Origin of the sequence: Streptomyces sp. NPDC057099 (assembly GCF_042671245.1) — a bacterium.
Classification (GTDB): Bacteria; Actinomycetota; Actinomycetes; order Streptomycetales; family Streptomycetaceae; genus Streptomyces; species Streptomyces purpurascens.
Genome location: NZ_JBHUTX010000034.1, coordinates 1 through 22,347, shown reverse-complemented (window position 1 = coordinate 22,347; position 22,347 = coordinate 1). Strand labels below are relative to the sequence as shown.

Below are 22,347 nucleotides of genomic sequence, written 5' to 3'. Positions count from 1 at the left end.
GTACCGGTGAAAACCCTGTGGAAGCGGTGTCAGTGGTGCGGTCTATGCTGCTCCGGACGATCACGCGGGACCAGGGGAGGGCGCGGCATGTTCGGCAAGCTGTTCGGGAGGGGCGCGGAGAGACCGGAGGCGGATCCGCACGCCCTTCCCGTCCCGCGCAGACAGAAGAACGGCGTGTACAGGCTGCGCGCGCTCGGGGACGCGCGGGTGCTCGCGCTGCTGGAGGCGGCCGACGCCGGTGACTGGGCGGCGGTCAAGGCGGCGCTGGCCCCCTTCGACCTCGGCCGCGAGCAGTCGATCCTGGGGCAGCTGACGGATGTGGACGGTCTGGAGGAGTGGATCGTCCGGGCCGCCGAGGAGGACAAGGACGACAAGGAGCTCCGGGCGACCGCACTGCTGATATCGGGTGCGCGCCATGTCGCCTGGGGCTGGGAGGCGCGCACCTCCGCCCGTGCCGTGGACGTCACCCGCGACCAGTGGCAGACCTTCTACGAGCGGCTGCGCATCGCCGAGGAGCACCTGCTCGAGGCCGCCGAGCTGCGGCCCGACTGGGTCACGCCGTGGCGTCATCTGCTCACCTCGGGACGCGGCATGTCCCTCGACGACAGCGTCCAGGACGCCCGGCTCGCGGCGGGTCTGCGCCGTGATCCGCTGAACCCGGACATCCATCTGGAGTGGGTGTCGCACCTCCAGCCGCGCTGGGGCGGAGAGCCGGGCCAGGCCCTGGAGTTCGCCCGGAAGGCCTTCGCCGCCGCGCCCGAAGGACACCCGCTCGGCTGCGTCATCGCCATGGCGCACATCGAGGACTGGGTGGAGTCCGACGACCGCGACTGCCTCCAGCATCCGCGGATCCGGACCGAGCTGCGCGAGGCCGCGGAGCGCAGCATCCTGCACCACGCGTACGAGCGCCGTCTGGGCTGGCAGGGCGACTACAACATGTTCGCCATGGCCCTCTCGCTGGCGGGCAGCAGCAAGGCTTCCAACGTCTTCCGCGAGCTGGACGGTGTGATCACCGAGTGGCCGTGGACCTTCATGGCGGACGCGGAGAAAGCGTACGCGCGCTTCCGCAAGGCCTTCTGAGCCACCGGCCACACCGTCCCACCCGTCTTAGGCCGGTCTCGCGGACCACCGCCCACTCCTGCCGCTCCCTTCACCCCGGACTGACCCATGCCCCTGCGCGACAACACGGCCAACCACGCCGCCCCCGACCGCACCTTCCAGGTCGACCTCCGCGGCCTGGTGGACCTCCTCTCCCACCACCTCTACTCCAGCCCCCGCGTCTACCTGCGCGAACTCATGCAGAACGCGGTCGACGCCCTCACCGCACGGCACGCCGTCGAGCCTCACGGCGCCTTCGGTATCCGCCTGTACGCCGACGGCTCCGTGGTCCGCGTCGAGGACGACGGCGTCGGTCTCACCGAGGCCGATGTGCACACCTTCCTCGCCACCATCGGCCGCAGCAGCAAGCGCGCCGAGCAGGTCGCCGAGCAACGTGCCGACTTCATCGGCCAGTTCGGCATCGGCCTGCTCTCCTGCTTCCTGGTCGCCGACGAGATCCACGTCCTCAGCCGCTCCGCCCGCACCCCCGACGCACCCGCCGTGGAGTGGCGCGGACGCGGCGACGGCAGCTACTCCGTCCGCACCCTGCCCTCCTCCGCCCGCCCCCGGCCCGGCACCACCGTCACCCTGACACCCCGCGCCGACGCGGGCGAGTGGACCCGCCCGGCGCAAGTGCACTCGCTGGCCCGCCACTTCGGCTCCCTGCTGCGTCATCCCGTGACCTTCGACGACGGCACAGGCGGTCCGGGCGCGCCGGTCAACCCCGAGCCCGCCCCCTGGTCCCGTACGTACCCAACCCCCGGCGCCCGCTCCCGCGCGCTCGCCGCGTACGGCGAAGAGGTCTTCGGATTCACCCCGCTGGACACCATCGAGCTGGACCTGCCGGCCGTAGGCCTGAAGGGCATCGCCTGCGTGCTGCCCGAGACGGTGCCGGCCGGGCGCCGCCACGGCCACCGCGTGCACGTCAAGGGCATGCTGCTGTCCGAGCAGGCCGAGGAGATCCTGCCCGAGTGGGCCTTCTTCGTCCGCTGCGTCGTCGACGCCGAGAGCCTGCGCCCGACCGCGTCCCGCGAGTCCCTGTACGAGGACGACACCCTCGCCGCCGTCCGCGACGCCCTCGCCGAGCGGCTGCGCGCCTGGATCGCCCGGGCCGCCGCCAGCGACCCGGACCTGCTCCACCGCTTCCTCCAGGCCCACCACCTGGCCGTGAAATCGCTGGCGGTGCACGACGACGAGATCCTGCGGATGCTGCTGCCCTGGCTGCCGTTCGAGACCACCGACGGGCACACCACCCTCGACGAGTTCGCCCGCACCCACCGCACGGTGCTCGTGACATCGAGCGTGGAGGAGTTCCGGCAGGTCGCGGCGATCGCCTCGGCCGCCGGGCTCGGCGTCGTCAACGGCGGCTACACCTACGACCGCGAACTGGTCCACCGGCTGCCCGAGATCAGGCCCGAGGCCGCCGTTGCCGACCTCGACCCGGCGACCCTCACCGCCCACCTCGACCCCGTCGACCGGGAGACGGAACTGGCCGCCGCTGCCTACCTGGCCCAGGCCCGAGACGCCCTCGCCGTCTTCGACTGCGATGTCGCGCTGCGCACCTTCCAGCCCGCCTCCGCCCCCGCCCTCCTCGTCGACAGCCGCGAGGCCCGGCACGAACGCACCCGCTCCCAGCTCGCCCGCGAGCAGGAGGGCGGCCTGTGGGGCGACATCCTCGGCGCCCTCCGCCAGGAGGCCCCGCGGGCCCAGCTGATCCTCAACCAGCTCAACCCGCTGGTGCGCACCGCCGTCACCATCGACGAACCCGAACTGGCCCGCACCAGCGCCGAAGCCCTCTACGGGCAGGCCGCGATGCTGTCCCGGCGCCCGCTCAGGCCCGCCGAGTCGAGCCTCATCAACCGCTCCTTCCTCGACCTCCTCGCCCACGCCCTCCGCAAGGACAGCTGACGATGCCGACCGCACCCCATCCCCAGAACACGGACGAGCTGTACCAGGCGCTCCAGGAGAACGACCGGCGCCCCTACGGCCGCACCCGCACCGTCACGGCCGAGGAACTCGTCGACACCGCCGAGCAGTTCGCCGAGACCGTCCCCCTCGTCCACGCGCTCCTCGAACTGCAGGAGGCGTACACCTACGGCTCCGAACCCCGGAAGTCGCCCGTCGTCTTCGCCCGCCTGCTCACCCTCTTCGACGAGCAGCCCGACGTCTTCGACGAACGCCTGCGCCACATGCTGTTCTGGCGGTTCAAGTGGGTCGCCAACGCCCTGCGCGCGCTGCCCGAGATACCCCTGGCCAGCCTGCGCCAGTGGCAGCAGGAGATGCGCGACCGCTACGAGAAGGCCGGCCTCGGCCTCCAGCCCTACTACGGACAGGCGTACCAGCTCGCCGTCCACGTCGGCGAGGACACCGCCCTCGCCTACGAGCTCTGGGCGAGCCGCACCCGCACCCCGCTCAGCGACTGCGAGGCCTGCGAAACCTGCGAACGCGCCCTGTACCACCTCACGGCCGGCGACGACGAGCGGGCGCTGCGCGCCTGGGAACCCGTCCTCGCCGGGAAAGAGTCCTGCCAGGAGGAACCGGCCCGCTCCGTCTCGTACGCGCTGCTGCCCCTGCTGCGCACCGGCCGCACCGACCGGGCCCGCGAACTGCACCTCGCCGGCTACCGCGGCTGCCGCCGCAACCCCTCGATGGCCCAGGAGGTCGGCAGACACCTGGAGTTCTGCGCGCTGACCGGCAACGAGGCACGCGGCCTGGAACTGCTCGCCGAGAACCGGAGCCTGTTCGACGAGGTGGACTCGCCGCTGGACCTGCTCGGCTTCCTCACCGGCGTGGAAGTCCTCCTCCAGCGGGTGGAACTCCTCGGCCGCGGCGAACTGCCCGCCCCCGGCTACGCGGGCCGCACCTGGACGGTGGCCGCCCTGCGCGCCGAGGTGCGGAGCCGCGCCGCCGACCTCGCCGCCCGCTTCGACACCCGCAACGCCACCACGGCCCACACCGACCGCCGCAGGGCCCGCCTCGACCGCGCCCCGCTCCTGGAGTCGCTGGAACTGACCCTGCGCCCCCGCAGCCTCGACGACGTGGCCCCGGCCGCCCCGGTGGCTGCCACCGCCGCCCGCACCGAGGCCGCCGTCCCCGAGTCGCTGCCCGAACTCATCCTCCGGGCACGGACCCTGGACGAGCAGGGACACCCGGACGCACAGGCCTGCTGGGCGCGGCTGCGCACGCTCGTCGCCGCCCGCGACTACACCCACCCCGACGACCCGGCCGTGGGCCCGCTCGTACTCCTGCGCGCGGACCTGCTGGCCGAAGAGGCCAACCGGGCGGGAGAGAAGGACGAGTTCGCCGACTCGGCCGCCCTCCACGAAGAGGCCGCGGCCCTGTACGACGACGCCGCAGCACCGGGGCACGCGGCGCTCGCCCGCGCCTGTGCCCTGCTCGCCACGGCCGAACTCCCCGCGGAGGACGCCGACCAAGCCGGGACCAAGGCCGCCACGCTGACCGACGCCCACGCCTCCATGGTCCGCCTGCACGAGGAGACGCCCGACCTCGCCCCGTACCTGGAGGCGCGCCTGCTCCGGATGCGGGCCACCGCCCTCGCCCTGCGCCTGCAGACCTCGAGAAGCGAGGACCACATCGCGCCGGTCTTCGCCGAGGTGGACCTGCTGCACACGTTCGCCACCCGGCACGACGTCCCCGGCCAGATCTCCGGCGCCCTGCTGCTGCGGGCCAGCACGTACGCCATCTCCGGCGACCTGCCCGCCGCGGTCACCGAGATCGACGCTCTCCTCGACCGGCTGAAGGCGCAGGGCCCCGCCTGGCACCTGCCCCGCACACTCGGACTGCGCGGCCGGCTCCAGCTCGGCCTCCAGGACGCCCAGGCCGCGCACGCGGACCTGACCGAGGGCATGCGACGGGCCTCCGACTGGCCCGCCGACACGGTCGACACCACCCGCCTCCACGGCGATCTGGCCGAGGCCTGCATGCACCTGGGCCGCCCCGACGAGGCGCTGCGGCACCTCACGCGCTCCGCGGAGCTGGACCTCCGCCGCGGCAGCCGCACGGACGCGTTCTGCGCCTACGGCAACGCGGCCCAGCTCAGCCTCGACCTGGGCCGCGTCGAGGACTGCATCGCCCTGCTCGACTCCCTGCTGGCCGAACCCGACGCCGCCGCCGGAGAGCTGGACGACCGGCTCGTCGCCCAGCTGCGCCTCACCCGCGCCCGCGCCCTGCACGCGGGGGAGGACCTCAAGGCCGCCACGGCGGAGTTCATCGCCCTCGCGGCCGAGTCGGCCGGCTGGGACGACGACCCGGGGAGCCATGTCATGATCGCCGCCGAGACCGCCGTACTCCTCGGCGAGTCCGGCGAGTTCGGCCGGGCCCGCGACGTCGCGGACCAGGCACGCGCCGCCCATGCCCGGGCCCCGCGCTACGAGCAGCTCAGCAACTGCCTGCGTGAACTCGCCCGCCTCCAGGCCCAGCAGCAGGGCCCCGACGGCCTGCCCGACGCCCTCGCCCTGCTCGCCGACGCGGGCCGGATCGCCGACGAGGCCCGCGCCGCCGAGTACGAGGCACGCGGCCGCTCCCTGGACACGGCCCTGGCCTACGAATACGGGCGGGTCAACGCCTACGTGGGCGAGTACGAGGACGCCCTGGCCGCCCTGGACAAGGCCCTCACCCTGCTCGGCGAGCCGGGAGCGGAGGACGACCGAGCCGAGGAATGGGCCGAGTGCGTCCGCCTCGCGGGTGCCGTCGAGGGCCTGTACCTGAAACGCCCGGCCCCGGCCCTCACCCGCCTCGACGCGGCGATCTCCCGCCTGACCGCCCTGGGCCACACCGAGGAGACCGAGTCGCTGACGTCCTTGGCGGCCCGACTGCGCGACGAGGAGTGACCCGGCGGGCGTGAGCGCCCCGCCTCCGGCGGGCCGCACCGGCGCCGCATGCCGTCGGCCGACGACGGGCAGAGCTGAACCAGGTCTACGGAAGGTGGCGTTGTGCCCGGAGTCCAGGTCTGCTCGCTCAAGGTCGACACCCCTCAGCTCATCGCGCCGGGAACCACGTACAAGATCGTGCGGTTCCCCTTCGGCGCGGCGGAGCCGACGGACGCATTCGAGATGCACCAGGCCGTCCAGCCGGACGGCTACGTGGTGAACAACTGGGCGACGGACGACCGCAGCGGTCTGATCTGGCCGTCCAAAGCCGGCTGGGGCCATCTGCACGCGATGATCCAGTGGGACTCCGCCAGTGGCACGGGCGGCTACACAGAGCTGCGTGACCAGTACGTCCGCGACCCGCTGGGCCTGACGCCCAACCCCAACGACACCACGGCGACCGAGCACCGCACGCCGACACCAGGAGGCCAGTACTACGTCAAGAACCACGGCATCTTCGTCGCCCCGGGCACTCCGGTCGCGCTCCGCGTCACGCACAACGACGCCGCTTCCCGCCTCCTGACCCTCGCCGAGTTCAAGCTCGTCATCCACGACGCCGCGTAGCGGCCGGGCATGCCCGTTCCACCGGATGCCGGACCGCTTCGTGTGAGCGGACGGGCAATGTGGGACCGATGCTCCATGCGCATCGTGCTCACCGGGTCGACCGGACACACCGGCTCCGTCGGACGCCGCCCTCGGGCCGAGGGCCTGCACGCCCTCGTCGGCCGCGCCCGGCGGCGGCCCGGCGGCCCCGACGCGTGCGACGACGCGACCTGCCGGACGTCTCAGGCGCCTGCAGCGGCGCGGTGACGCCGATGTCCGCCGACGCGGCCGACACGGCCGGTACGACCCCGGCGCGCCACAGACCGTCCCGTGTGCTCGCGCTGCTCGCCGCCGCCCATGGCGGGCCCGCTCTGGCGGTCACTGTCATCACGGGCCTGCTGGCGCTCCGCGGCGGCCTGTACCCGTTCCACGCCGTCGCCGTCACGGCGGCGGTGTTCACCGGCCAGCTCACGATCGGCTGGGGCAACGACCTGCTCGACCTCGCGCGCGACCGCGCCGTGGGCCGTACCGACAAGCCGTTGGCCGTCGGCTCCCTCCCGGCCGGCTGGGTGGCGCGGGCCCTGACCGGGGCCGCGGTCGCCTCCCTCGTGCTGTCCGCGCTCGGCGGCTGGCGCAGCGCGCTGGTCAACGTCGTCCTCGCCACCGGCGCGGGCCACGCCTACAACCTCGGGCTCAAGGCCACCCCGTGGTCCTGGGCGCCGTACGCGTGCGGCTTCGGGACGCTGCCCTCGGTCGTCACCCTCGCCGGCCCGGACCCGGACTGGGCGCCATGGTGGACGACCGGCGCCGGCGCCGCGCTCGGCGTCGGAGCGCATCTGCTCAACGTGCTGCCCGACCTCGCCGACGACGAACGCACCGGTGTCCGCGGCCTGCCGCACCGGATCGGCGAACACCGCTCGCGCGTCCTGGCCGCCGTGCTGCTCACCGCCGCCTCGGTGCTCGCCGTCGCCGGACCCGCCGGTTCCCCTCCCGCGTGGACATGGCCGGCCCTGGCCCTGGTGGCCGTCCTCGCGGTGGTCACGCTGTGCGCCCGCGGGCGCGCTCCCTTCCGCGCCGCGATGACCATCGCCCTGCTCGACGTCGCACTGCTGACGGCCGGCTGATGGCGCGGCAGACCTCGCGACCGCCCCGGCGGCCCCACCCGACCGCGCCGACCGGGTGCTCGTCGCCCCCCACCGCCCGATCCCAGGAGCCAGCATGACCATGCGCGTCCTCAGCGTCCGCGGCACCCTGCCCGAGCACTGCCACCGGCAGGAGGAGATCACCGAGTCCGTCACCACCACACTGGTCGGCAACACGGTCGATCGCGGCGTCGTCGAACGGTTCCACCGCAACGTGGGTGTCGAAACCCGGCACACCGTGCTCCCGCTGGAGGAGTACGGCCGGATCGAGGACTTCGGCCAGTCGAACGACGTCTTCATCCGGGCCGGTGTCGAACTCGGCGGTCGCGCGGTCGTCGACGCGCTCAAGAGCGTCGACCTCACACCGGCCGACGTCGACTACATCGTCTCGTGCACGGTGACCGGCCTGGCCGTGCCCTCCCTCGAGGCCCGCGTCGCGGCGGAGATCGGCCTGCGCCCCGACGTGGTGCGCCTGCCCCTCGTCGGCCTCGGCTGCGTCGCCGGCGCGGCCGGCATCGCCCGCCTGCACGACCTGCTGCGCGGCCGCCCGGACGCGGTGGCGGTGCTGATGTCGGTCGAGTTGTGCTCGCTCACGCTCCAGCGCGACGACACCTCGGTCGCCAACTTCGTGGCCAGCGGCCTGTTCGGGGACGGCGCCGCGGCGGTGGTCGCCGTCGGGTCCGAGCACCCCCTCGCACAGTCCGACGACCCGGCCGCTCCCGAAGTGCTCGCCTCGCGCAGCCGTCTCTACCCCGACTCGGAACGCATGATGGGCTGGGAGATCGGCTCGGGCGGGTTCAGAGTCGTGCTCGACTCCGCTGTCCCCGACCTGGTGCGCCGCCACGTCGGCGACGACGTCCGCGGCTTCCTCGCCGATCACGGCCTGACCCGCGACGATCTCGAGTGGTACGTCGCGCACCCCGGCGGCCCCAAGGTCCTCGAGGCGTTGCAGGACGCCCTCGGCGTCGAGCGGGAGGCGTTGAGCGTGACCTGGGACTCGCTGCGCCGGATCGGCAACCTGTCCTCCGCCTCGGTGCTGCACGTCATGGCGGACACACTCGCCAACCGGCCGCCCCCGCCCGGCTCCTACGGGCTCATGCTCGCCATGGGCCCGGGCTTCTGCTCCGAACTCGTGCTCCTTCGCGCACCGGGCGGTGGGCAGTGACCAGCGAGACCCTGTTCACGATCCTGGTGCTGGCCGTGGCCCTGGAGCGGGTGGCCGAGCTGGCCGTCTCCCGTCGCAACGCCGCGTGGAGTCTCGCGCGGGGCGGCGTCGAGTCCGGGCGGGGGCACTACCCGTTCATGGTGGTGCTGCACACGGGACTGCTCGCCGGTGCCCTCGCGGAGGTGTGGATGAGCCGTCCGGACGTCGTACCGGTCCTGGCCTGGACCATGCTCGCCCTCGTCGCGATCGCGCAGGGGCTGCGCTGGTGGTGCGTCGCCACCCTCGGCCGGCAGTGGAACACCCGGGTGATCGTCGTACCCGGCGCCGCGCGAGTGACCGGCGGCCCCTACCGCTGGATCCCGCACCCGAACTACGTCGCCGTCGCCGTCGAAGGGCTCGCGCTGCCCCTCGTCCACTCGGCCTGGGCCACGGCGATCGTCTTCACCGCGCTGAACGCGTCCCTGCTCGCCACCCGCATCCGCGCCGAGGACGCCGCCCTGGCACGGCTGGCCTGAGGAGACACCCATGGATCTGCTCGTCGTCGGCGGCGGACCGGCGGGCCTGGCCACGGCCCTGCACGCGGCCCGGGCCGGGCTCGACGTCTCCGTCTGGGAGCAGCGCCCCGGCATCGTCGACAAGGCCTGCGGCGAGGGCCTGATGCCGGGCGCCGTCACCGCCCTGGCCGCACTGGGAGTGCACCCGCCAGGGCGCGACCTGCGGGGAATCCGCTACGTCGCCGGTCCCCGCCGCGTCGACGCCGACTTCCGAGCGGGCCCGGGGCGCGGAGTGCGCCGTACGACGCTGCACGCGCTGCTCCGCGAGGCGGTGCTGGCAGCGGGCGTACGCGTCGACCAGCGCACCGCGCGTCACATCGAGCAGGACAAGTACGGGGTGACGGTCGACGGCACCCGCGCCCACCACCTCGTGGCGGCCGACGGCCTCCACTCACCGATCCGCCGTGCCCTCGGGCTGAACCGCCCGCGCCGGACCCGTCCGCGGCACGGCCTGCGGCGCCACTACGCGCTCGCCCCCTGGAGCGACCATGTCGAGGTCCACTGGTCCCGCGAAGCGGAGGCCTATGTGACCCCGGTGGCCGACGACCTCGTGGGCGTCGCGGTCCTCACCACCGCCCGCCGGCCCTACGACGAGCACCTCGCCGCCTTCCCCGAACTGCGGGAGCGGCTGGCCGGGGCCGTCCCCGCCGGACCGGTACGGGGCGCGGGCCCGTTCCGCCAGACCGCGAGCGCGCGCACGGCCGGCCGGGTGCTGCTCGTGGGCGATGCCGCCGGCTACGTCGACGCGCTGACCGGCGAGGGCATCGCCCTGGCGCTCGCGCAGGCGTCCGCCGCGATCCGGGCCATCACCGCCGGTGATCCGACGGCCTACGAGAGGGAGTGGCGGCAGCTCACCCGGCGCTACCGCTGGCTGACGCACGCGCTCCTCGCCGCGACGAGACCGCTCCCGGCCCGCGCGGCGCTGGTACCCCTCGCACAACGCCTGCCGTGGCTGTTCTCCGCGGCCGTCGGCATGCTGGCGCGGCCGGCGGGGGAGCGGTCCGGGTCCGGCCGGCCGACCGGGTAGGGGTCAGCCCCCTGGCCGGACACCTCCGGCAGGGGGCTGACCGGCCCACTCGTCGGGAAGACCCGTCAGGCGATGGACGCCGACAGGATGGCCGACACCGCGAGATTGCAGGACGCCGTCACCCAGACCGCGGGGTGCGGCTCCGGCTCGACCAGCGCAGCGCCCAGGCGCCCCGGCGTGATCAGGTCCACCACCAGGAACGCCACCGCCATCATCACCAGACCCAGCAGCCCGAACGCGGCCGTCGAGACCAGTCCCTTGCCGAAGTCCTCGTAGGTCGTCCAGATGGACGTGAACACGATGCCGCCGATACCGAGCAGCGCGGAGCTGAGCACCATCGCGGCGTTGCGGTTGCGCTGCTCCCAGATCTGCCGGCCCAGCTTTCCGGGCGTGAGCACGTCGACCAGGACGATGCCGAGGACCAGCAGAACCAGTCCCAGTCCGCCGTAAGCGGTGGCCCTGCCAAGTCCGTTGACGATGTCGCTCATGGGTGGGCGGCTCCGTAGCGTGAGAGATCGTGAATGATCGCGGTCAAGGAACAGCAAAATGTAACGCACCTGTTCGGCGCCCCGACCGGCCCCCCTGGCGCTGTCACTGCGCGGGCAGCGCCTGCTCGCACCAGATGGTCTTGCCCGTCGTCGTCTGCCGGGTGCCCCAGCTCTGCGTGAGCTGGGCGACGAGCAGCAGTCCGCGCCCGCCCTCGTCGAAGGCCCGGGCACGCCGCAGATGCGGTGCGGTGCTGCTGGTGTCGGACACCTCGCAGATCAGAGTGTGATCGCGGATGAGCCGGAGCTTGATCGGCGGTTGCCCGTAACGGATGGCGTTGGTGACCAGCTCGCTCACCACCAGCTCGATGACGAACGTCGCCTCCGTCAGCCCCCAGGCGTCGAGCTGCTCCACGACCAGCTTGCGAGCGCGCTCCACCTGGACCGGCTCCGCCGGGACCTGCCACGTCGCGACATGCTCCGCCGGCAGCGCGCGGGTGCGGGCCAGCAGCAGCGCCACGTCGTCGGCCGCCCGGTCGGTGAGCAGGGAACCGATCACCGTGTCACACGCTTCCTCCAGAGAGTCCGCGGGCCGCGCCAGGGCGAGACACAACTCGGCCAGCCCGACGTCGATGTCCCGGTGGCGCGCCTCGACAAGGCCGTCGGTGTACAGGGCGAGCACACTCCCGGCGTCCAGGTCCAGATCGGTGACTTCGAAGGGGAGCCCGCCGATCCCCAGCGGGGGTCCGACATGCCCCGACACGACGTGCACCGTGCCGTCCGGAGCCAGGACAGCGGGCATCGGGTGCCCGGCCGTGGCCAGCGCGCACCGGCGGGAGACCGGGTCGTACACCGCGTACAGGCAGGTGGCACCGAGGTCCGCCGCGGAGAACCAGAAGCCGTCCACCCCTTCGTCGTCCCCCTGCCCGCCGGGTGCGGGTTCGCCTTCGGAGAGGTGCAGGATGAGGTCGTCGAGGTGGGTGAGCAGTTCGTCGGGCGGCAGGTCGACATCAGCCAGCGTGCGCACGGCGGTGCGCAGCCGGCCCATGGCCGCCGAGGCCTGGAGGCCGTGCCCGACGACATCCCCGACGACCAGGGCGACCCGGCTGCCCGACAGCGGGATCACGTCGTACCAGTCACCGCCGACCCCGGTCCGTGTTTTGGCGGGCAGGTAGCGGGAGGCCACCTCCACGGCCGTCTGGTGGGGCAGATGCTGCGGCAGCAGGTGACGCTGCAGGGCCAGCGCGGTGGACCGCTCCCGGGTGTACCGGCGCGCGTTGTCGACGGCGACCGCCGCCTTGGCGGCCAGCTCCTCGGCGAAGGCGACGTCGTCGGGCCCGAACGGATCGGGCCGGCTGCGCCAGAAGTCCACCGTGCCCAGCGTCACCCCTCTGGCCTGCAGCGGTGTCCTGATCCTGGAGTGGATGCCGTACGCGAGGACGCGCGCCGCCGCCTCCGGCTGCTCCGAGGTCCACTCGGTGCTGTCCCGCAGGTCCGCGTCGAGCCTGGCCCGCACGGAGAGCCGCGCCCGGGACTCAGGCGGGGGCGAGGTCAGCTCCGGCGGGTCCGCCAGACCCAGCAAGGGGGCGTCGTCCCTGACCCCGTCCGCGGCCACCCGGCGCAGCCGCCTGTCGATGCCGGCGGTCGGCTCGTCGCCGCGCAGAACCGGTTCCAGCAGGTCGACGGTGGTGAAGTCGGCGAACTCCGGCACCGCCACCCGTGCCAACTCGCGGGCCGTCTGCTCCACGTCCAGCCCCGTCCCCACCGACACACTCGCCCCGTACAGCAGCTCCAGGCGCGTGTACAAGAACTCCAGACGCTCACGTGCTTCCTCGGTCCGCGCGCGGCTCTCCTGCAACGAGGCGGCCATGGTGTTGAACGACGCTGCCAGCGCGGCGACCTCCGCCACCCTGCTGGACGGCACCCGTACCTCCAGATCGCCCTTCGCCAGCCGCCCGGCCGCCGAGGCCGCGCGCCGCAGCGGCCGCACGATGGCCCGGTGCTGGAACACGGTGAGCGTGACGATGAGCCCGGTCAGCCCGGCCAGTCCCGCACACGCCACGACCACGGCCCGCTGGGCGCTGGCGTCCGTGGCGTCCTGGCGCTCCTGGAGTTTGGCCCGCTCATCGGTGATGTACGTGGTGAACCGGGCCCGCAGCGCGTCCACCCGCCGCTTGCCCTCAGCCGTCACCGCCGCACTCGAGGCCGAGGGGTCGTCCCGCCGGACCGCCTCGACCAGCGGGACCGAGTAGTCCGTGAGGAAGGAGTCGACGTCCCTGTTGATCTGTCCCGCGAGGCGGCGCTGCTGCGGCGAGGTCGCCGACGCCAGAAGCCGCCTGGCCTCGGCCGGATAGGACTCCCGGGCCGCTTGCCAGGGCTGAAGGAAGGCCTCGTCCCGGGTGATGACGAAGCCGCGCTGCCCGGTCTCCAGGTCGATCAGATGCTGTTCGAACGTGCTGGCGGCGGTGATGGCCTCGCGAGAGGCCCGCGCGTCGGCCGTGAAGCCGCGGGAGTCACCGATGACCTGCAGCAGGACGGCGAACGCGACACCGATCAGCACCGCAAGGAAGCCGCTCGCCAGGACCGAGGTACTGGTCAGCCCCAGGGGCCTGCTCCCACCCCCGGGCCGTGTCCTCATGATCCGCCCACCTAGGTCGTCCGACCGCCGGCGGTGGACGCACAGGTTCCGTGCAGAACGTTCGTCGAGCAGTGTCCAGGCTAGTAGAGCTGTTCACCCACCGCACCCGGCTGCCACGCCCGCGAGAGGCCTCCGAGAGAGGAACCGGGGCAGAAGAAGTCATAGAGGAACCGATCCATCCGTCGCCCTGGTCAGGAGGACGCGATGCCCAGGAGACTCCTCCCGGAAGGCGGCCTTTCGCTGCGTGACCGGCTCGGCAGGGAGATCTTCTCCCGTGTGGCGGGTCCGGAGGGCCCGGGCAACCGGGCGCGTATTCACGGCACACCCGGTCCCCGCTGGTTCGGCCCCGAGCGGCCCGTCAGGAGGGTGCACGGGGACGCCTCGATGTTCATCGGCGGTCTGTCGGCCCTGCTGCTCCAGTCGCTCCATCCCCTGGCCATGGCCGCCGTGGCCGGGCACTCGGGCTTCCGCGGAGACCCCTGGGGTCGGCTGCAGCGGACCAGCACCTTCCTGGCGGTCACCACCTACGGGCCCGCCCGCAGCGCGCAGGAAGCCTGTGACCGCGTACGGGCCGTCCACGAGACGGTGCGCGGCACGACCGCCGACGGCCGGTCCTACTCCGCCGCGGACCCGCATCTGCTGTGCTGGGTGCACATCGCCGAGGTCGACAGTTTCCTGCGCTCCCATCAGCGCTACGGGGCGCATCCCCTCGACGCCGAGGGACGCGACGCCTACGTCGCCGACATGGCACGCATCGCCATGGCGCTCGGCGTCCCGGACCCGCCGGTGAACGCCGCCGAACTCGCCGCGCGCCTGGCCGACTACCGCGGCGAGCTGCGCGCCACCGAAGAGGCGCGCAGCTCGGCCCGCTTCCTGCTGCTGAACCCGCCCGTCCCGCTCCTCGCCCGCCTCCCGTACGGCGTCATCGCCGCCAACGCCGTCTCCCTCCTGCCGCTCTGGGCCTCGCGCGACCTGCGGCTGCCACGGCTCCCCGTCGCCGAGAGCCCGTGCGTCCGCCCGCTCGGCACGGCCGTGACCGCGGGCATCCGCTGGGCCATGTCACCGTCCCGCGACGCGGCCTAGCAGTCACCGGCAAGGCACCTCGACTCGCCGCTCCCGAGCTGGCACTGTGCATGCGTATGAAGCGGGTCGAAACCGGGCAAACCGAAAGCTCGGTGCGCTTGAGACTCATGCTGGCCAGCAGCACCATGCTCTTCGTCGAGCTGGCGTTGATCAGGTGGGCCGGCGCCAACGTCGTCCACCTCAGCTACTTCTCGAACTTCATCCTGCTGGGATCGTTCCTCGGCATCGGCATCGGGTTCCTGATCCCCGCCGAGCGCGGACAGTGGCTCAAACGCTGGACACCGGTCCCGCTCGTACTGCTCGTCGTCCTGGTCCGCGAATTCCCGGTGCAGGTGCGTCAGAGCAGCGGCCAGGTCATCTACTTCACCGCCGTGAAGACCACCGGCCTGCCCGAGTGGGTGACGCTGCCGGTCATCTTCCTGCTGACCGCGCTGATCATGGCCGGCATCGGCAAGATCACCGCCGATCTCTTCCGCCTGCTCCCCTCACTCAACGCCTACCGCTACGACCTGCTCGGCAGCCTCACCGGCTCGGTGTCCTTCGCCGTGCTGTCCTGGCTGCGTGCCCCCTCGGTCGTATGGGGCGTACTGGCCGCCGTGGCCCTGCTGATCCTCGGCGGCCGGCGCAACACACTGCTGTACGGCATTCCCCTGACGGCGATGGTCGTCGTGCTGTTCCTGGAGTCGACGACGACCGGCATCACCTGGTCGCCCTACTACAAGATCCAGCTCGAACCCTCACCGACCAAGACCCGGACCTACTACATCTCCGCCAACGGCGTCCCGCACCAGAGCACCGCACCCCTCCCGGTGCTGATGCGCGCGAACTCGCCCTACCGGGAGGCCTACGAACAGACGCCCGACAACCCCCACAAGCGGGTGCTGGTCATCGGAGCGGGCAACGGCAACGACGTCGCGGTCGCCCTGGCATACGGAGCGGAACACGTGGACGCGGTCGAGATCGACCCCCGGCTGCAGCAGATCGGCGCCCAACTGCACCCCGCGAGGCCCTACGACGACCCCAGGGTGCACGTCCACATCGACGACGGCCGGGCCTTCCTCGAGCGGACGGACACCAAGTACGACCTCATCGTCCTGGCCCTGCCGGACTCACTGACCCTGGTGGCCGGCGCGAGCAATCTGCGCCTGGAGAGCTACCTGTTCACCCGAGAGGCATTCGAGGCCGCGCGCGACCATCTCACCCCCGACGGCGCGTTCGCCATGTACAACTACTACCGGAAGAGCTGGCTGGTCGACCGCTTCGCAGGCACCCTCGACGACGTCTACGGCCACGCCCCCTGCCTGACGACGTTCAAACGCAACGCGGCCGTGCTGGTGGCCGGAATGACCACCGCCGACCAGTCCTGCGACCAGGTCTGGCGCCCCAGCGGCACGGTCCCGGCGGCCGCGACCGACGACCACCCCTTCCCCTACCTGCTCCACCGCAGCATTCCCACCCTCTACCTGGGCGCGCTCGGCGCCATGCTGCTGGTGACGCTCCTTTCGGTCCGCCTGGCCGGGGTGCGCGTGCGCAGCACCGTCCGCTACACCGACATGTTCCTGCTGGGCGCGGCCTTCATGCTGCTGGAAACCAAGAACGTGATCGGTTTCGCCCTCTACTTCGGCACGACCTGGCTGGTCAACGCCCTCGTCTTCATCGGCGTGCTCCTGGCGGTCCTGGCAGCGGTCGAGGTCCGGCGCAAGCTGCGGCACGTCAACCAGATCCTGCTGCAGCTGCTCCTCTTCAGCTCCCTCGCCGCAGCCTGGCTCGTCCCGGCGGAAGCCGTCCTGTCCCTGCCGTTCCCCGCCCGCCTCGCCTGCGCCATCGCCCTGGCCTTCGCCCCCATCTTCTGCGCCAACCTCATCTTCTCGGACCGCCTCGCCCACGCCCCGGACCCGACCTCGGCCTTCGGCGCGAACCTGCTGGGCGCGCTGACCGGCGGCGCGCTGGAGTACCTGGCCTTGGTGACGGGCTATCAGACACTCCTGCTGGTCGTAGCCGTGCTCTACCTGGGGGCGGGCATCGCCATGCGCGTGGCCGGCAGCGGGACGGCGGCTTCCAGGACCTGATGCCTCTCCTCGCCGAGGTGCGGAGAACCCCCTTCGCGGCCGGTGGTCCTCCCCACCCGGGTTCGGAGGAGAGCCGGATGGGCGACGCCGGTCCGCAACGAGAACCTGGGATCATGAAATCGCTTCGGACGGGACTCGCCCTCACCCTGCTCGCCGGCCTCACCGGCACGGCGCTGACACTGCCGCAGACAGCCTCCGCCACGACGACCACAACGGCCACGGAGGGCACCGTCGTGGCCGCCCTCGACCGCGCCGCCCACCCCTTACGCACCGTTGAACCCGGCGGTGACACCCGCGACCTGCGCGCCCTTGCCCGGATGATCGGCGGCGCGAAGGTGGTCGGCGTCGGCGAGGCCACGCACAGTTCGCACGACTTCTTCGCCATGAAACACCGTCTCTTCCGCCACCTGGTCGAGGAGAAGGGCTTCAGGACCTTCGCACTGGAGGTCAGCTGGAGCACCGGCCTGCGCCTCAACGACTATGTCCTGTACGGGAAGGGAGACCCGCGCCGCATCATGCGGGAGGAGTTCCAGGGCACCTACCTCTGGTGGAACAACACCGACTACCTGGCGCTCGTCGAATGGATGCGCGCCCACAACCGGCGGCACCCCACCGACCCCGTCCGCTTCATGGGCGACGACCTCGGCTGGGCCGGACCGGAGCTGTACGACAAGGTCACCGACTACGTCGCACATGCCCACCCGGACCTCCAGGCCCGTATGACGGAGCTGTATCGAGGCCTGCGGCCCACCGTGTCGCTCGGCGCGTACATGGAGCAGTACATGAACCGGCCCCTCGCCGAGCGCCGGGAGATGGCCGCCCGGACCGGCGAGGCCCTCGACCTGCTGCTCAAGCGGTCCCCGAGGGGGACGGCGGGCGACTGGGCGGTACAGCACGCGAGGGCGATCGACCAGGTCGCGCGCTTCTACTCCTTCGACGACCAGACCCAGCACGCGGACGTCATGCGCTACCGCGACCAGGTCATGGCGGACAACACGGCCTGGTGGCAGCGGCACACGGGCACCAGGATCCTGCTGTCGGCGCACAACGCCCACGTCGGCTTCGAAACCCCTGACCCGGCCAACTACCCCAGAATGCAGGGGGCGTTCCTGCGCGACCGCCTGGGGGAGGCGTACGTGAGCGTGGGCTTCACCTTCGAGCGGGGCTCGTTCAACTCGACCGGGCCGGACGGCACGGTGCGGCGTTTCACCGTCCCCGCGGCCGCTCCCGGCCTCAACGAGCACACACTCGACCGCGTCGGCCTCCGGGACTACGCCGTCGACCTGCGAACGGTGCCGCAACCCGCCCGCGACTGGCTGGAGCAAGCCCGCCCGACCCGCAGCATCGGCACGGTCTACCCCGAGCGCGAGTACGACATACCCCTGGCCCGCACCCACGACATCCTCATCCACCTGCACCGGGTGGAGGCGGCGAGACTGCGGGACCGGTAGGCCACCGCAGGGCAAGTCATTTCAAGGCAGGGCGGGTCTCAGGCCGGACGGCAACTGACGCACAGTCAGTGCCACAGCCTCGTACGCTGTTCCGAATCGCCCGAGGACCTGGCTGCCGGCCCCCCTGCCCACCCAGTACGTGCCGCCGCTGTCCGCGTCCAGGCACGATCGGACCACAGTCAGGCGCGGGCGGGTGGTGGACGAGAAGCGCAGTGCCCAGTGGCTCCCGGTGCGCCAGGGAACTCGTGACGATCGCACGGACCAGCGGAGCGGCATCCGGCGACTCGACGGCGACGGCATCGAGACCGCCCTCCGCCTCGCTCCGGCGAGGCTGCCGGAGCCCGCGACGTCGGCGTACAGGACCTTCATCGATATCGACAATCTCCGCCGTCGGGCCCGGGAACAGTTGAGCCGCAGGACCCCGCCACGGACCGCCTGGATCGAGCAGTTCGAGACCGCACTGCGCGCCCTGCTCGAGCCCCGGGCAGGTGGCGCAGTACTGCCACGACGACCACGGACACCCTGCGTCCAGGGCCTCAAGAGAGCGCGGAGGATTACGCCCGGCAGTGCGACCAACGGATGCCCGCCCTGCTCTGTGCCCACGAACTCACCTTTCCCGACCGGGATCTGTCCGAAGTGGTCTGGAACGACTACGAAACCATGATCATTTCCACTGAGGACCGGAGACGCCGCGAGGAACGCCGCATCCCCATGAACGCCGAGCAGTTCGCCCGCTGGATGGAAGGAGCATTCGACGATCCGGGATTCGTCGTCCCGCCCCTCACCGGAACGGAATTCGCCAGGGCTTTGGCGCTGACATCCATACAGCCAGAGCGCCGGATGCGGCGGAACCAGCCTGCACTACAGCTCGTCCACGACCACCACCATCGAATTCGACCCCGACACGGTCTACGAACCCGGCGTGTACTCCAGCTACCTGACCACCCGTCTCTACTACGCCCAGCGCGGCAGAACCTGACAGGCAGGACGCGTGCGGACACAGCCGCCGGGCTGTGTACTGACCTCCCCAGTCTTCCCCGCTCAACTGCCGTTCGTCATGCGGCTGGCGGAGTCCGGCACGATCAGGTGATGGAGACGTGCATCGGGGTACCTGCGTCGCCATGGCACCGGAAACTGATCACGCCGAATCCGTACGAGCCCTGCGGCAGCTGCGCAGGATGCGTATCTTCTACGCCGGAGGTGCCGCCCTCTGGGCCGCCTCGGCTGCATCGGCGGGATGGGCAGCCCCAGGAAGCCGGCAGATGTGGGTATCGGTGCTGTTCCTGGCTGTCTTCACCGCTCTGCTGTCCATGACGTCGCTGTGGCTGTGGCGTCAGCACGCAGCTCATCCGGGTGAGCCCGCGCACCATGCCGCTCCACGGAAGATGGCCCGGCGCCGCCACGCCAACGCCTAGGCCGGCGAGTTCGTCGTAGCAGGTGACCACGACACTCGCCGCCGTCGGCATCAGCCTCTCGATCGTTCATCAGCCGTCACCACCCTCACTGCTGCAGCGACCTAGCCCCGATGCTCGCTGGCCCGGTCATTGACGCTGCACTCGGCGGCATCCCCGACCGCCGACCCGCCCAGCGCATCTCTTCGGGTCGTCCTGAGCGTTCACCTTCAGTCCATTGCAATGAACAGCTCCTGGTCGTTGCGTTATCCTGAAGCTATTGCAACGATTTTGGGGCCACTGCCTGCGCAAATGGTGACTCTCGGCGGGGAATATGCTTGCCCATACTGCGAACGCAACGTAGCGTTTCCATCGTAAGAAACTACACCTGGGGGCGGCGCAACAAGCCGAGAGGTGCACGTTTCGGGGAGTGGCCGATCAAGGGGGTTGGGTCATGGCAGCGCACAGTCGGCAAGAGGCGGCACCCGGCGTCACGATCGCCTTCGCACGCTTCGTGCTGTGCGGCGGCGGAGTGGGACTCGCCTCCAGCTTCGCCGTGGCGGCGCTCGCCTCCTGGATCCCGTGGGTTCTGGCCAACGCCCTGGTCACCGCGGTTTCCACGCTCATCGCCACCGAGTTGCACGCCCGTTTCACCTTCGGCGCCGGCGGGCGCGCGACGTGGCGCCAGCATGCGCAGTCGGCAGGGTCCGCGGCGGCCGCCTATGCGGCCACCTGCGTGGCGATGCTGGCCCTGCACCAGTGGGTGGCCGCACCCGGTGCGGTGCTCGAGCAGGCCGTCTATCTGTCCGCCGGCGCGCTCGCCGGTGTCGCACGGTTCGCGGTGCTGCGCCTTGTCGTCTTCGCGCGGAACCACCACTCTCAGGCCGCGACCGCGACCGCGGCCGCTGCCCGCACCGCCCGCCCCGTGCACGCGACCGTGGCCCGCGCCGCGGCACCGGCCGGCCCGGCGATGCTCTGCCGGACCGCCTGACCCTTCCGCCGCCAACGTGCCGCACGGGCTGATCAGGCCACCAAACCCCGGGGCCTGCTTCCGGGGCGGCCGAACTTCATGAGTCCGTGGGCGATGAGTCCCGCCGTGGCGGCCGGTCTCTAACTCCAGCACGCGATCGACCGGCCCCGAGGAGAGCATCATGACCGCTGCCTACACATTCGACGTCTTTTCCAGCCTCGACGGCTTCGGTGCCGCCGGCGGTGACTGGACGGGCTACTGGGGCAAGCAGGGCCCCGAGCTTCTGGACCACCGTCTCGCCCTGTACGGCGAGGAGCAGCGGATGGTCTTCGGTGCCCACACGTACCGGGCGTTCGCGCGGATGCTGGCCTCGAGCACCGAGGAGTCCGAGGTCCGTGACCCATGGGTCACACGGATGAGGAGCCTGCCGGCAACGGTGGTGTCGACCACACTGGAAGGTCCCCTCGACTGGCCGGACGCGGACGTCGTGAGCGGCGATGCCGTCGATGTCGTGGCCCGGCTCAAGGAGGAGTCCGAGGTGCCGTTGCGCTCGCACGGCAGCCTGTCGATGAACCGTGCGCTGATGGCCGCCGGTCTGGTCGACCGAGTCCAGGTGACGCTCTTCCCTGTGATCACCGCTCAGACCGGGCTGGATCCGGTCTTTCGAGGTGCGGCCGACTTTGACCTCGAGCTGATCGAGCACCGGACGCTCGACGGCCACATCCAAGAACTCATCTACCGGCCCACCCTGCACACCTGAGCCCATCCACCCACGGGGAGGACGCGGAACACGATGCCACCCCAGCCACGCCCAAACCAACCGCCCCGGCCAGAGCTACGCGCCGGGCCGTCGGTGCAGGCCCAGGAAGCAGCGCGGCCCGACACCGGTCCAGTCCGGCTCGCGCACCGGGCGCCGATCAATTCCTGCCCCCTGAAGGCGGCCTGTTCGACGGCGGCTGCGACCTCCACCATGCCCCGAGCCCGGCGAAGGCGTGCCCGCTTACGGTGGCCGCGCGATACCCGCGTGCCGGGGCCGTGGTGGAGCAGGCCGGGTCGACGGCGCAGCGAGGACGGGACCGTCGTACGGGATCGGGACTGCGCCAATGTCCCGGCCCTCGCGCGCAGGGTGCGGCGCGGGTTCCTGGAGGGCTGGCCGGGACCCCCGGGGGCCGTGCCGCTCCAGGACTGAGCTGAGGAACTGCGCCGCGGCCGCTGACGGCGACTGCTGCCGTGGCGTTGCCCGGGGAGGCCTGCCCTGACTGGCCGGATCGGCCAGCGGGACGCCACGCCGTAGGCTCACAGGCATGACACTCACCGACGCTCACGCCGCGATGGCATCTCTGCGCAGCGAGCTGGCCGCCAGCACATGGTCGCCGTCCGCGGCCGAATACGACGCCGCGCAAGAGACGGTCCTGCAGTCCGGTGCGAGCGGCGTCACCCTCGCCGAAGCGATCACTTCGGGCATACGGGGGGCAGGAACCGAAGGAGCCACGGAGATAGCGGTCGCCGACGGAGGAAGCCGGCTCACCCGTCTCATGAAGCAGTGCGCTGATCTTCTGTCCGACCCCGGCTTCGCCGCGACCCCGGACGCCGGGCATCTCGATCGCGAGCTGCGCCGCCTCCTGAACGAGGTCGCCGACCGCCGACCGCGGTCACCCGTCCTGGAACGCCTCCGGCGCCGTCGCAGTCAGGAGGAGCCCACCGGCTGAGCTGGCCCAAAAGGACCATTCGGCCAGTGAGGGACAACGGCCCTGCACAGATCGGGTAGCCCGGGCCTCCCTCAGAGCCCCGTGGTCCAGGTTCCGCCCGACGCGACCCGGCCCGGGCCCCGCTCCTCGAGAG

General features: G+C 71.9%; 18 protein-coding genes. 15 read left to right on the top strand and 3 right to left on the bottom strand.

Annotated features, from left to right (window positions below; translation table 11 throughout):
* The first annotated feature begins 87 nt into the window (after positions 1-87).
* The 8 genes from ACFT4A_RS30480 to ACFT4A_RS30445 all read left to right on the top strand — a co-directional run bounded on the left by ACFT4A_RS30480 (position 88) and on the right by ACFT4A_RS30445 (position 10,418).
* The gene (locus tag ACFT4A_RS30480; protein WP_382836276.1) at positions 88-1,080 is read left to right on the top strand and encodes a hypothetical protein; all 993 of its coding nucleotides are present in this window, start codon (positions 88-90) and stop codon (positions 1,078-1,080) included.
* An 87-nt stretch (positions 1,081-1,167) separates the two neighbouring features.
* Entirely contained in the window at positions 1,168-3,006 is a 1,839-nt protein-coding gene (locus ACFT4A_RS30475) for an HSP90 family protein (RefSeq protein WP_382836273.1), read from the top strand.
* Between the two features lie 2 nt (positions 3,007-3,008).
* Positions 3,009-5,948, top strand: coding sequence for a hypothetical protein (locus ACFT4A_RS30470; RefSeq protein ID WP_382836271.1), 2,940 nt, complete (start codon positions 3,009-3,011; stop codon positions 5,946-5,948).
* A gap of 102 nt (positions 5,949-6,050) precedes the next feature.
* Positions 6,051-6,551, top strand: coding sequence for a hypothetical protein (locus tag ACFT4A_RS30465; RefSeq protein ID WP_382836268.1), 501 nt, complete (start codon positions 6,051-6,053; stop codon positions 6,549-6,551).
* A gap of 251 nt (positions 6,552-6,802) precedes the next feature.
* On the top strand, positions 6,803-7,654 hold the full coding sequence (locus ACFT4A_RS30460; RefSeq protein ID WP_382836265.1) for a UbiA family prenyltransferase: 852 nt from the start codon (positions 6,803-6,805) through the stop codon (positions 7,652-7,654).
* Positions 7,655-7,748: 94 nt separating this feature from the next.
* Positions 7,749-8,837: a type III polyketide synthase gene (locus tag ACFT4A_RS30455; RefSeq protein ID WP_382836262.1), complete on the top strand. Its 1,089-nt coding sequence runs from the start codon at positions 7,749-7,751 to the stop codon at positions 8,835-8,837.
* Positions 8,834-9,352, top strand: coding sequence for an isoprenylcysteine carboxyl methyltransferase family protein (locus ACFT4A_RS30450; protein ID WP_382836259.1), 519 nt, complete (start codon positions 8,834-8,836; stop codon positions 9,350-9,352). Before ACFT4A_RS30455 ends, ACFT4A_RS30450 begins: the two co-directional genes overlap by 4 nt.
* Positions 9,353-9,362: 10 nt before the next feature.
* Positions 9,363-10,418 carry an NAD(P)/FAD-dependent oxidoreductase gene (locus ACFT4A_RS30445; RefSeq protein ID WP_382836257.1) on the top strand — a complete coding sequence of 352 codons (1,056 nt, stop codon included), beginning with the start codon at positions 9,363-9,365 and terminating at the stop codon, positions 10,416-10,418.
* Between the two features lie 65 nt (positions 10,419-10,483).
* Here the strand turns inward: ACFT4A_RS30445 and ACFT4A_RS30440 are convergent, their stop codons facing one another.
* Positions 10,484-10,906 carry a DUF350 domain-containing protein gene (locus ACFT4A_RS30440; protein WP_184598941.1) on the bottom strand — a complete coding sequence of 141 codons (423 nt, stop codon included), beginning with the start codon at positions 10,904-10,906 and terminating at the stop codon, positions 10,484-10,486.
* Between the two features lie 103 nt (positions 10,907-11,009).
* Complete coding sequence (locus ACFT4A_RS30435; protein ID WP_382836254.1) at positions 11,010-13,541, bottom strand: SpoIIE family protein phosphatase; 2,532 nt, start codon at positions 13,539-13,541, stop codon at positions 11,010-11,012.
* 204 nt (positions 13,542-13,745) lie between these two features.
* Between ACFT4A_RS30435 and ACFT4A_RS30430 the strand changes: the two genes are divergently transcribed.
* The 3 genes from ACFT4A_RS30430 (at position 13,746) to ACFT4A_RS30420 (ending at position 18,144) form a co-directional block, all read left to right on the top strand.
* Positions 13,746-14,624 (top strand): oxygenase MpaB family protein, encoded by an 879-nt coding sequence (locus tag ACFT4A_RS30430; RefSeq protein ID WP_382836251.1) that lies wholly within the window; start codon positions 13,746-13,748, stop codon positions 14,622-14,624.
* A gap of 107 nt (positions 14,625-14,731) precedes the next feature.
* On the top strand, positions 14,732-16,693 hold the full coding sequence (locus ACFT4A_RS30425; protein ID WP_382836249.1) for a spermidine synthase: 1,962 nt from the start codon (positions 14,732-14,734) through the stop codon (positions 16,691-16,693).
* A gap of 113 nt (positions 16,694-16,806) precedes the next feature.
* The gene (locus tag ACFT4A_RS30420; RefSeq protein WP_382836246.1) at positions 16,807-18,144 is read left to right on the top strand and encodes an erythromycin esterase family protein; all 1,338 of its coding nucleotides are present in this window, start codon (positions 16,807-16,809) and stop codon (positions 18,142-18,144) included.
* A 21-nt stretch (positions 18,145-18,165) separates the two neighbouring features.
* Here the strand turns inward: ACFT4A_RS30420 and ACFT4A_RS30415 are convergent, their stop codons facing one another.
* Entirely contained in the window at positions 18,166-18,420 is a 255-nt protein-coding gene (locus ACFT4A_RS30415; RefSeq protein ID WP_382836390.1) for a DUF6193 family natural product biosynthesis protein, read from the bottom strand.
* Positions 18,421-19,265: 845 nt separating this feature from the next.
* Here ACFT4A_RS30415 and ACFT4A_RS30410 point away from each other — a divergent pair.
* From ACFT4A_RS30410 to ACFT4A_RS30395, 4 genes are all read left to right on the top strand, one after another.
* Positions 19,266-19,559, top strand: coding sequence for a hypothetical protein (locus ACFT4A_RS30410; RefSeq protein ID WP_382836243.1), 294 nt, complete (start codon positions 19,266-19,268; stop codon positions 19,557-19,559).
* 430 nt (positions 19,560-19,989) lie between these two features.
* Complete coding sequence (locus ACFT4A_RS30405) at positions 19,990-20,526, top strand: hypothetical protein (protein ID WP_382836240.1); 537 nt, start codon at positions 19,990-19,992, stop codon at positions 20,524-20,526.
* A 160-nt stretch (positions 20,527-20,686) separates the two neighbouring features.
* Complete coding sequence (locus ACFT4A_RS30400) at positions 20,687-21,265, top strand: dihydrofolate reductase family protein (RefSeq protein ID WP_382836237.1); 579 nt, start codon at positions 20,687-20,689, stop codon at positions 21,263-21,265.
* A 544-nt stretch (positions 21,266-21,809) separates the two neighbouring features.
* Positions 21,810-22,214 (top strand): hypothetical protein, encoded by a 405-nt coding sequence (locus tag ACFT4A_RS30395; RefSeq protein WP_382836234.1) that lies wholly within the window; start codon positions 21,810-21,812, stop codon positions 22,212-22,214.
* The last annotated feature ends 133 nt before the right edge of the window (positions 22,215-22,347 follow it).

What these genes read in the sequence shown, in the direction of transcription:
- ACFT4A_RS30480 (WP_382836276.1), top strand. Translation starts at nt 88, where the DNA reads ATGTTCGGCAAGCTGTTCGGGAGGGGCGCGGAGAGACCGGAGGCGGAT.
- ACFT4A_RS30475 (WP_382836273.1), top strand. Translation starts at nt 1,168, where the DNA reads ATGCCCCTGCGCGACAACACGGCCAACCACGCCGCCCCCGACCGCACC.
- ACFT4A_RS30470 (WP_382836271.1), top strand. Translation starts at nt 3,009, where the DNA reads ATGCCGACCGCACCCCATCCCCAGAACACGGACGAGCTGTACCAGGCG.
- ACFT4A_RS30460 (WP_382836265.1), top strand. Translation starts at nt 6,803, where the DNA reads ATGTCCGCCGACGCGGCCGACACGGCCGGTACGACCCCGGCGCGCCAC.
- ACFT4A_RS30455 (WP_382836262.1), top strand. Translation starts at nt 7,749, where the DNA reads ATGACCATGCGCGTCCTCAGCGTCCGCGGCACCCTGCCCGAGCACTGC.
- ACFT4A_RS30445 (WP_382836257.1), top strand. Translation starts at nt 9,363, where the DNA reads ATGGATCTGCTCGTCGTCGGCGGCGGACCGGCGGGCCTGGCCACGGCC.
- ACFT4A_RS30440 (WP_184598941.1), bottom strand. Translation starts at nt 10,906, where the DNA reads ATGAGCGACATCGTCAACGGACTTGGCAGGGCCACCGCTTACGGCGGA.
- ACFT4A_RS30435 (WP_382836254.1), bottom strand. Translation starts at nt 13,541, where the DNA reads ATGAGGACACGGCCCGGGGGTGGGAGCAGGCCCCTGGGGCTGACCAGT.
- ACFT4A_RS30430 (WP_382836251.1), top strand. Translation starts at nt 13,746, where the DNA reads ATGCCCAGGAGACTCCTCCCGGAAGGCGGCCTTTCGCTGCGTGACCGG.
- ACFT4A_RS30425 (WP_382836249.1), top strand. Translation starts at nt 14,732, where the DNA reads ATGCTGGCCAGCAGCACCATGCTCTTCGTCGAGCTGGCGTTGATCAGG.
- ACFT4A_RS30420 (WP_382836246.1), top strand. Translation starts at nt 16,807, where the DNA reads ATGAAATCGCTTCGGACGGGACTCGCCCTCACCCTGCTCGCCGGCCTC.
- ACFT4A_RS30415 (WP_382836390.1), bottom strand. Translation starts at nt 18,420, where the DNA reads ATGCCGCTCCGCTGGTCCGTGCGATCGTCACGAGTTCCCTGGCGCACC.
- ACFT4A_RS30410 (WP_382836243.1), top strand. Translation starts at nt 19,266, where the DNA reads ATGGCACCGGAAACTGATCACGCCGAATCCGTACGAGCCCTGCGGCAG.
- ACFT4A_RS30405 (WP_382836240.1), top strand. Translation starts at nt 19,990, where the DNA reads ATGGCAGCGCACAGTCGGCAAGAGGCGGCACCCGGCGTCACGATCGCC.
- ACFT4A_RS30400 (WP_382836237.1), top strand. Translation starts at nt 20,687, where the DNA reads ATGACCGCTGCCTACACATTCGACGTCTTTTCCAGCCTCGACGGCTTC.
- ACFT4A_RS30395 (WP_382836234.1), top strand. Translation starts at nt 21,810, where the DNA reads ATGACACTCACCGACGCTCACGCCGCGATGGCATCTCTGCGCAGCGAG.